This window comes from Sphingobacterium sp. 2149 (genome assembly GCF_031455655.1).
Lineage (GTDB): Bacteria > Bacteroidota > Bacteroidia > Sphingobacteriales > Sphingobacteriaceae > Sphingobacterium.
In genome coordinates, this window is sequence record NZ_JAVDTD010000017.1 from 123,333 (window position 1) to 133,124 (window position 9,792).

Genomic DNA, 9,792 nt, shown 5'->3' on the forward strand with positions numbered 1-9,792 from the left:
GTGTATGACCTACGTAAGACGACCCGAAAAAACAACAGGCTTGAAAGTCATTCAAGCCTGTTGTTACTAGTGCGTAAGCCAGATCGGTCGCCTAGAACGGATAACCGATGGCTAAGTTGAACATCAAGTTGTCTTTACGCCATTTAGAACTTCCAAAGTCAATATCGCTAAATACCCAACGTTCACCTTTTGGGAGATAGGGAATACGGAATGGTATGGACATGTCGGTACGGACGATCAGGAAGGTGAAGTCGAAACGTAATCCCGCTCCACCACCAACTGCTAATTCATTTAAAAAATCCTTACTAAATTTGCCGCCCGGCTTGTTCACATCCTCTCGCTGCAACCAGACATTTCCCGCATCAATAAATGCTGCCCAATGCACAAACCCCGCTAATTTTGCTCTATATTCTGTATTTAGTTCCAATTTAATGTCACCGGTTTGATCCGCAAAGAAAAGTCCATTGCTTAGCTTTTCAGGAGCAACTGTTCCCGGACCAATAGCGCGGGCACCGAAAGCACGGATACTATTAGGCCCCCCCACATAATACTGTTTTAAATAGGGAAGGGAGCGGGAGTTGCCATAAGAATAACTCAAACCCAAACTTACCCGCGATGCAAGTTGTGAATTCTCCGATAACTTTAAATAATGTCGACCATCGCCACTGATCTTGATATATTGTGAAAAATAAGCATCAAACAATTTGAACGTTTTCCCTTTATTAAAATCTGCTCCTTTTATCAGTCCAAGTATGTTTCCCGACAGGTCCAAGTTGCCTTTGAAATAAAATGTATTTTTCAAATGCTGCTTCATGGTGTTTTGAAACGTAAAGTTGTAGTTTGGACCAATGGTAAACTGAGGGTCTATGGCATGTCGCAACGCAGGGATGGTATCCATTTGTTTTTGGTAGTTTTCCGAAATACCTTTAGGCTGAACATAAGTAATCTCCATTAAAGCGAGATCATGCTGTTTCTCTTCAGACTCTTGCCAGATATAGCCGTAATCCAACGCAATCGAATTTAGCGTATAAGCTTTGCGGCGATTTAAAAACTCATAGCGGCCTTTGATATAAGTCTTCGGAATAAAGCGCCTTGAGGGCGAAACTCTTCCAAAGGGAGACAATATGCGAGGAAAAGTCAAGGTCGCCTCTATACCGTAGCGGTAATAACTCGAATTAAGGTCGGCCGATCCTCCCGTCTGGGTTTCATAACCACCGAATACATTAAAGCTCAGTTGCTCAGCACCTTTAAATGCATTTCGTAAAGTCCAGTTGACATTCACCTCAGTACCGTTGTATACCGAAGCCATTTTTCCTAAAAGCTCCACCCGAAGGGACTTTTTGGGTAATGGGGTCAAGTAATAGTAGACATCCAGTGCGTTGGGTACTTCTTTGCTGTCGACAAAATTGTTCTTTACAAATTTCCAGCTATTGAGGTTTACCAAATGACTGATGGTCTGATTGTGGGCATTACGGTTGTATATATCGCCCGGATGAAAGAAGATATGGTTCGCAATAACAGGCTTCCTGTAAAGATGCTGACGGTCTATAAAATAATAGCTGCTATCGTACAGTTCTGCACTCCGTGTGGATCGCTGATAACCAGAGCTTGTTTCTGTATAGTTCGGAAAAATGTAAATTTTATTGATCTTGGATGGGATTTTCGCCTGCGCCGGTGTCTCTTTTTTAACCGTAACATACATATCCACCTTGTTATTCCGGTTCGAACTGTCTACCTGAACCAAGATGTAATCCGGGCTGAAATAATAATAGCCTTTATTTTTAAGATCATTATCGATGCGGTCACGTTCGTTTAAGATAACATCTAAACTGTAGTTCTTTCCTACCTGGAGAAGACTTTGATCAGAACTCGAACGAATATCTTTCCCTAACTGACTGTTGCTGTCAACATCAAATTTAACGGACTGTATGCGATAAATGAGATTGGGCTTGGCGGTATAATTAATCGTTGCTTTTTTGTTTTCTACTAACGTATCGGATCTTACCTCCGCATTGAAGAAACCGAAATTTTCCAGACGATTGCGCAATAGATTTTCATTATACTCTCGATTGACATCACGCAACAACACGGGTTCTTCACCAATCTTCTTGAAGAATTTTTTTATGATGTTGTTCCCGACTGAATCTCCAGCCATATTATTAAAATATAGCTTGAAAGGTATCCCCACCAGTCGTTTATTCGGTTTGGGCATTAGGGCCTCTTCGAGGCGGGTTGATATCTTTTCTTTGTTTTCCTTAGAAATGGTGTCCGACTCGACGATGACATTCCCTTTCACATATAAGCTTTCTCCTTCTTTCAGATTCTTGGTTGACGAGCAGGAGGCTATAAATGCAGCGAATGTTACTATTCCAACACTATACTTTAATCTAACCCGCATGATAACTCCTTTCCTCATCTTCATTTTTTATTGCTGTTGTTCTGATGGTATCTAAATTTGATTTTGGACCATTGCTTTTTGGTAATTTTTTGCTTGAGTCCAGTTGCTGTTTACGTTTCTCTTCTTCTCTTTCCTCCATACGTTTTCTGTATGCTGGACTATGTAGCATCAAACTGTCACGGATGACCGTGCGCACGCTATCACGATAGATTGAGTCGGTTTCCATGCGCTCCACATCGAAACGTTTTCTGAAACTTTTGCTATTCGTATCATAGTACTCTTTGAGTTTTTTTGAACTCATCCAGATTTCCTTAAATCTGTTGTAATCCATATTGATGATAAATCCAATACCTGTTTCTACATATTGGCCCTGAAGTGTAACCTGATATTGATTCTTTCGGTATACCCGTGCAAAATAACGGCCGTCTTGTGAAAGCTGATAATCCAATTGGATATCTCCGGCGATATTATTGGCAGTCTCTCCAGGCCGCGTGTTTCCTTCCACTTCAAAATTGGATCCAATAGTAATTTTTAAACGATCATTTAAGAGCATTTTCGATACACCTATATTCAGATCCGTGCGGGTTTGTCCAGCTCCTGTAGCATAATCCTCTTCTGAAGTTAAATTAAAATCCAGTTCTACTCCTGTAATAAGTTCGGAAGCCAAGCGGTTCAATTGACCACTCAGGAAGGAACTGATACTATTTCTCACAATAGCTTCGGTACCACCGCCACCCGAAAGACTCTCAAATGGATTGGTCGACATAAAGCGCCCCAACACAATAAGTGAAAAGACCTGCTTGTTGAGTTCAGACGGATTTTCACGTAGCGTAGTCAATGCATTGTTCACCTTGCTGATTACATCTTGCGAAACAACCGAGTTGTTTTCGTCCAGGTCAATATCAAAATTCAGTTGCGGCTGGAACAATTTGTCTGTAATCTTTAGTAAGACATTGAACGGAATACGTTGCTTATACAAATTGGCATTTTCTGAACCGAGTTGCGTCGCAACAAGCTCTAAAGTCGGTGCTTTCGTCGTATATGCTGCTGTGATATTCAGCTGGGCATCCAATGGATCGCCATTCCAGGTAATGGTGCTTCCTTTTCGGAACGTAAAATCTTTCTTCACAGGGCCAAAACTAAATGAATAGCTTCCCTTGTCAACGGTAAACGTCCCAGATAAAGTTATTTTGCTACTGGCATCGATACCTGCGTTCAGCTCGGCTTCACCCTGGATGTTCAGGGCATCCTGCGAACCAGCATCCAGAAGAATCTTAAATTTAGCATCCTTATCTGTTTGAAGGTTGAGGTCCACATCGATCCCCGTTAAACGGGTGACAGTCATGGAATCTAATTTGGCAAAAACATTTGCTCTTGTTGTATCCCTCTTATCAACAAATTCAACAACCCCTTTACGATCGGCCATTCCTGGATCATCGTTTGGCATGACAAAGGTAAAATCGGTATCATCTAACACTTTGATTGTACCGTCCACGATAGGTTTATCGAGATTTCCGCGAATGCGCAGATTCGAAGTAAGATACATTTTACCATAGAACATGTCATTATCGCTTTGTGTTGAATTGAGCACTTCAAAATTGTCCGTATTGACATTGAGATTAAAATCAAAATCAGTATACGTTGTCGTGGCTATGGATCCCGTCAGCTTAGCAATATTTCCCTTTTTGTCTTCTAATGCAAATTTGGGAAAAGTAATGCCTCTTTCATCCAAATGAATTGTTTCGTTTTTTGCTTTAAAGAGTGCATTCAGCATGGCAATATTAAATTGTGCATCTTTAAAATTAACATCGCCGTTAATGAGCGGTTTAGATGGTGATCCTGTTATTTTCAATTGGCCTTCAAGATTTCCTTTCGAATCTTTAAGATATCCGAGGCTAAATGCTTGCACGGTCTGCATCGAAAGCGGCGCAATATCTAAGGTAAAATCTAAGCTTGCTTCTCCCTGGGGGGGATTCACAAAATCACCATTTAAGACAACATTGTTGCCATTCTCGCTAATACTAATATTGGCATTGTACGTGTTTTCTTTCTCATTATTAACCTTAATATTGACATTCCCAACGGTATCCTGTCCAATATAAAATTTATTGATAACAAGATCCGATACAAATACAGGGCTGCTCTCCAGGCGCGATATGGTCGCCTGACCATTAATTCCACCCCCGAGATCTACGGTTTCGCTTTCGAGCATTTTACTTAATGTCTCAATCCGGAAATTCTTGAACGCAATGTTTATCGGTGAATTGAGTACACTATCCTGCGAAGATATACTAAGCTCTTGTCCCTTATTGCTTAAGATAAATTCATTGGCCTGAATCCCTGTACGTCCAAATTTGAGCACATTGTTTGGATTTATTGTCCATTTGTCGTAATTCAGCATAAGGCCATCCTGCAGTAAACTGAAAACAAATGCCCCATTATCAACACGCATATTTGCACCCAGATGATACTGCTCTTTTTCTTTCTTGTCTTTTATCCATAATCCAAAGTCTAAGTTGTTTTGAATGACTTTGCCACTGAATACCGTATTGACAAGTTCAATATTACTTACCTTGATCTTATTGATCAATGCGGAGTAATACAGTGTACTATCCAGCGTATTGATGTCAAAAGTGACGTTATTGATTTCGGTACCATTATATATTATTTTGGGAGCATCCAACTTGGCGAGAATCGTTTTAGATTGACTGTTAAACATACCGTCCAAGGTGATGTCCGACATGGCTGTTAGTTCCGGTAAAAAATCCTTTATAAACTTCGTTCTGGTCAACTGAGCCGAAAACTCTATATTCTGTGGGTCATATTTTGGTACTTCAACAGCTTTACCTGGTTGGTAGTATACCTGCAGAATGTCCTGTATGGCATTCTGCAATTCCAGAATTTTATATTTACCAACTAGATGAGCATTTAAAAAGTTTGATTTTAGAAGCAATAAATTACGGCTGGTATCGGCTTTTGCTATAAGCGAAATGCTGTCTAAAGAATAATATGCACCACTGTAAAAGATAGATGAATTGGTAATATGTGCTTCACCGTTTAAAAAATTTGCATCCGCTGAACTAAACTTTCCGACGAGTTTACCCTGGTATTTGAACTCATCATCCATCAACTTTAAATTTTTAAGATTAATGGTATCTACCTGAAGTTCAAAATCCACCTGTGGATATTTAGACTTCATATTCGCTGTTGCATTTAACTTCAATTGAATATTTGGATCAGGGCTAACCACAGCCGCTTTAATATCTCCTTTGTCTGCGGTCAGGTTCATGTCGATATTCTGATACCGGTAACCCATGGCGTCCATTCGGTTTATTTTACCATCGAAGTTGGCTACAAGCTTCTTGGGGTCAGTACCATGGCCTTTAATCTTTCCTTCAAAAGAAAGAATGCCGAGGGTACTGTCCATTTTCATGATCTTACCAATGTCGAAATCACGAATACTGACAAAGGCATCATAGGTTGTATCGCGGCCGATCATACCAACTTTACCATTAAACTTGGCCGTTCCCTTTTCTGTTACCAGCGAAAGATTGGTGTTAAAGGCATTCATACCGCCTTTAAAAGTCCCCGTAAGGCCAATCGTATTCGGTAGCTCAATACCGCTCGGAAGTATATTTTTAGAAATTAGTTTTTCGATATCCGAACGGCCTGTCGTCAATTTCTTTAAATTAAGATCCAGTGACATTTTATCCACTTCGGGGAGCCCCCTTAACCGTAGGCTCGCTATGACACGTGTATTGGACAGGGTTTGGAAATCAATTGCTGGAATATTCAGATCATTTACCTTACCCACAACACGTCCATTGATAGTAAATTTTTTGTCCATCAAGGGTTTCATCACCTGCATAGTATCCAAAAAAGGGGCAAAATAGTAAATGTCGCGCATATCGACATGACTCTTTTTGATGTTTGCATTGACGTAGAGGAGTTCCGGTTTTTTTGCAACAATATCCAATGATGGATAGGTGACTTTTACGTAATCCCGTAGGAGCGTACGTGGAGTTTCCGCATACAGATTTTTGATTTCAGCACCAGTATTTGTATACTTAAAATCTCCCTTTAATTGTTTGATCACAAAACCCGAACGATCAGAGGCTACCAGTTCTTTCAAAGATCCACTGATTGAATCGGCACTGTAGTAAAGATCACTTAAGCTGGTTTTCATACCCGGGATCTTAATGTTAAAATAATCAAAACCCTTCATCCGCGCCTGATTGTCATCGCGGTAAGCTAAACTTGTATTATTGATCTGAATATCTTTGGCCGATACAATCCAGTTTACTTTGGTCGTATCTGCTGTAGGTTTAGCTATGCTGTTTGCTTTTTTTAGGACCTTTCCAAAGAGCACACTGTTGTCCGAACCGTCGAGGCTGATTGTTTGAATATCCACAACTTCTTTGTTGAGGTCGATCTTGTTAATGTCTGCGTGAAGATTTTCGACATAAAACTTGGTGTTCAAGAGGCTGGACTGATCTTCATAACGCACTAAGATATTGGTCAAGTCCGCGATCTGTATGCCAACATCGGGAAGCAATGTGGTTGTTTGAGCCGTTTTATCCGTAATGCCAAAGTCCTCAACAGAAGGCGCTGCGCCGTCAACCATCGGCCGCCATTGTTTGATGGTAGCACTCAGACCATCTATCTTCACTTTTGGAAGATTGAAAGCCATATTTTTTGTTAGATCAAACTTCTTAATGTTGGTATTTAGGCTGTTGAGATATACGTCAGCGCTGGTCCCAATTACATCATCGGCATAGACAATATGAAATTTATCAAATTTTACTTTATCGAGGTTGAATAGGAGTGCTGAACTGCTGTCGGCAGTTGGAGTGCTTTCTTTTTGCGATGCAAATGCTTTGACAATATAATCAAAGTTGAACGAACTGTCAGGTAATGTACGGCGAATTTTCGCGGTGATACCTTCTGCTTCTATACTTTGGATTTCAACCGTATTTTTTAGCAGTTTCAGCATATTGATATCCACAGCTATCGATTTTCCAGCAACCAATGTGTCCTTGCTTTGGTCCGCTAAATAGATGTCCTGTAAAACTAGTTTCTTAGGAAAATCGATATTGATGTAGCCGATTTTAACGGGCGTACCAATCTTGCCTTCAACATATTGAGTTACTTTTCCGGCAATATAATTCTGAACCGATGGTATTCGAATTAAAAATACAATTAGAATAGCAAGCGCAATTATTACTCCAATAATCCACAAAATTGTTTTGAAAGCAACTCGGGTAAATCTGTTCAACGTGTAATTTGATTTAAGTATCTATTAATAAAAATTAAAACGGGAAAAAGTTACATCAAATAATTGACCAAACCTGTATAGTCATATAAAGTTTTTTGTTTTTTAATTTTATGTTAATAAAAACATTAAATACCTATCAATTTGTCAAAAAATAGGTATTTAATGGGAATATATGGCTATGCTGAACGAGCTCGTTTGTCTAACATTGAAGCAATTATTCAAGCAATTTTTTATATCTCCCCCAGTTTTCAAAAACTACCCATAGCCAGATAATGAAAAGTACAGCCCAAATAATCAATCCCTGCTGACTATAGAAAATCATGTTATGAGTAAAAATACCAATGAGGATCGGGAAGATGACCAATGCACCCAACGTTCTTGTCTTTGGAAAAATAAATAGTAAACCGCCAATGAGCTCGATAATTCCAATCAGTGGCATTAGCCATTTTATAGCGTTAAAAGCCTCAAATACCTTTTTCATGTCCATATCCATTGGTGGAGCTGGCATATAATGAAAAAGTTTATCCAGGCCCGCATTAATGAATAGCAAGGCAAATAGAATACAAAGTATATTTTTTAAGATTTTCATAGCAGGCAATCTGAGTTGATTAGTTTACTGTTATTGTGGTTGGTGGATCCGTACTGTTGTCTTCGTTGTCATTGTCTTCCTTTTGACTATTGCGTTCCACAGTAATGGTACACTCTGTAAGTAATGCTGCCACTGCTCCAATCGCTGCAAAAACAGGCGCTAAGATCAAGCCTATGGCCCCAACAGTCACTGGAAAGCTCATGATTTCCTTTCCATGTTTGTCCGAAATGCTAATTTTGTTCACGTTGCCCTCAGCAATAATTTCTTTGATTTTCTGCAAAAGGTTTTCACCGTTAATCTGAAATGTTTCTTTAAATCCCATAATCGTATAATTTAAGTTCGCTATTATAAAGTTATTCATTTTTTACAGAATTAGGATAAACTTTCCGGTATTGTTCCATTCGAAGTCAATTTTAAACTACACCAGACTCTCTCGCGAAACAACCATACCTTATTCATTAAGCGCTTTTTAGAAAATCCTTGAAATGAAATTTCCGATACTAAAAGGGAAATTGACGGGGGCATATCCTTAGTAAACCCTGGATACCTCCTCCAGTCTTCACACGATCATTTGTCGTATATACTTCGGTACTCGTACGGTATTTCTTCGGTTACAACCGAAGAAGCACCGTACGAGTACCGAACAAGTACCGAACAAGAACCGAACGAGCGCCGAAGAAAAGGCGAATTTTCTTTACGGGTCTTATACGGGGTCTTATACGGCTATAGCTTTACAGTTTTGTTTAAAAACGTAAAGGAAACATGAATGAACAAGCCTTATCAAGATTTGAATTCGAAGAAGAATTTAAAGAGAAATTAGTAGAGCTGGTGCTTTATAAAAATCTATCAGCAGAACAAACTGCAAAAAAGTACGGACTCCCCAATACGACGATCTTAATCAATTGGATTAACAATTATAAACGCAAATTAGAAAAGGGAGCCGTAACTTTAGTACCTATGGAAAAGCCAGGAACAAAAGACGTTACCGCTCTAAAAAAACGGATCAAGGATCTGGAGAAAGCTTTAGAAAAAGCCAATGTGCTAATTTACGGTCTTAACTTTATGATTGACCATGCTGAAAAGGAGAACAAAATTGCGATCCGAAAAAAGCGTGGTACCAAACAATAAAGCTAATCAAAGAAAAGCATGTGACAAGGATGGGAGTCGGTCCACTTTGTAAATTGTTTGGTAAAAGCCGACAAGCTTATTACGATCATATATGGCATCTTCACGACCATACTGATCAGGAAAATCTGGCTGTAGACATGGTTCGCCTTGTTCGCCGTGAACTACCTGGGTTAGGTGGTCACAAGCTTTATAAATGTCTATATACTCCTTTCCGAAGTAATGGAATAAATATTGGTAGAGACAAGTTATACAAGGTGCTCAAAAAACATAGATTATTGATAGACAGGAAAAAGAAGCGTGCGCCAGTAACCACGAATTCAAATCATTCCTATCTGAAATATCCTAACCTAATCAAAGAGTTAGCACCTACGCGTAGTAATGAATTATGGGTTTCAGATATTA

At 39.4% G+C, this 9,792-nt stretch carries 5 protein-coding genes and 1 pseudogene; 2 read left to right on the forward strand and 4 right to left on the reverse strand.

Annotated features, from left to right (window positions below; genetic code table 11):
• Window positions 1-91 precede the first annotated feature (91 nt).
• The 4 genes from J2X77_RS21800 to J2X77_RS21815 form a co-directional block, all read right to left on the reverse strand.
• Window positions 92-2,422 carry a BamA/TamA family outer membrane protein gene (locus J2X77_RS21800; RefSeq protein ID WP_209581620.1) on the reverse strand — a complete coding sequence of 777 codons (2,331 nt, stop codon included), beginning with the start codon at window positions 2,420-2,422 and terminating at the stop codon, window positions 92-94.
• Entirely contained in the window at window positions 2,388-7,673 is a 5,286-nt protein-coding gene (locus J2X77_RS21805; protein WP_310082503.1) for a translocation/assembly module TamB domain-containing protein, read from the reverse strand. The genes J2X77_RS21800 and J2X77_RS21805 overlap by 35 nt, the downstream gene beginning before the upstream one ends.
• Before the next feature lie 214 nt (window positions 7,674-7,887).
• Window positions 7,888-8,262 (reverse strand): MauE/DoxX family redox-associated membrane protein, encoded by a 375-nt coding sequence (locus tag J2X77_RS21810; protein ID WP_209581623.1) that lies wholly within the window; start codon window positions 8,260-8,262, stop codon window positions 7,888-7,890.
• Between the two features lie 19 nt (window positions 8,263-8,281).
• Entirely contained in the window at window positions 8,282-8,623 is a 342-nt protein-coding gene (locus J2X77_RS21815; protein ID WP_293882223.1) for a DUF4342 domain-containing protein, read from the reverse strand.
• 401 nt (window positions 8,624-9,024) lie between these two features.
• On the opposite strand from J2X77_RS21815, the gene J2X77_RS21820 reads away from it, so the two are divergent.
• Together J2X77_RS21820 and J2X77_RS21825 are read left to right on the forward strand one after the other, a co-directional pair.
• Window positions 9,025-9,390, forward strand: coding sequence for a hypothetical protein (locus J2X77_RS21820; protein ID WP_310082506.1), 366 nt, complete (start codon window positions 9,025-9,027; stop codon window positions 9,388-9,390).
• A 29-nt stretch (window positions 9,391-9,419) separates the two neighbouring features.
• Window positions 9,420-9,792 (forward strand): annotated as a pseudogene (locus J2X77_RS21825) (IS3 family transposase); the annotation flags it as partial.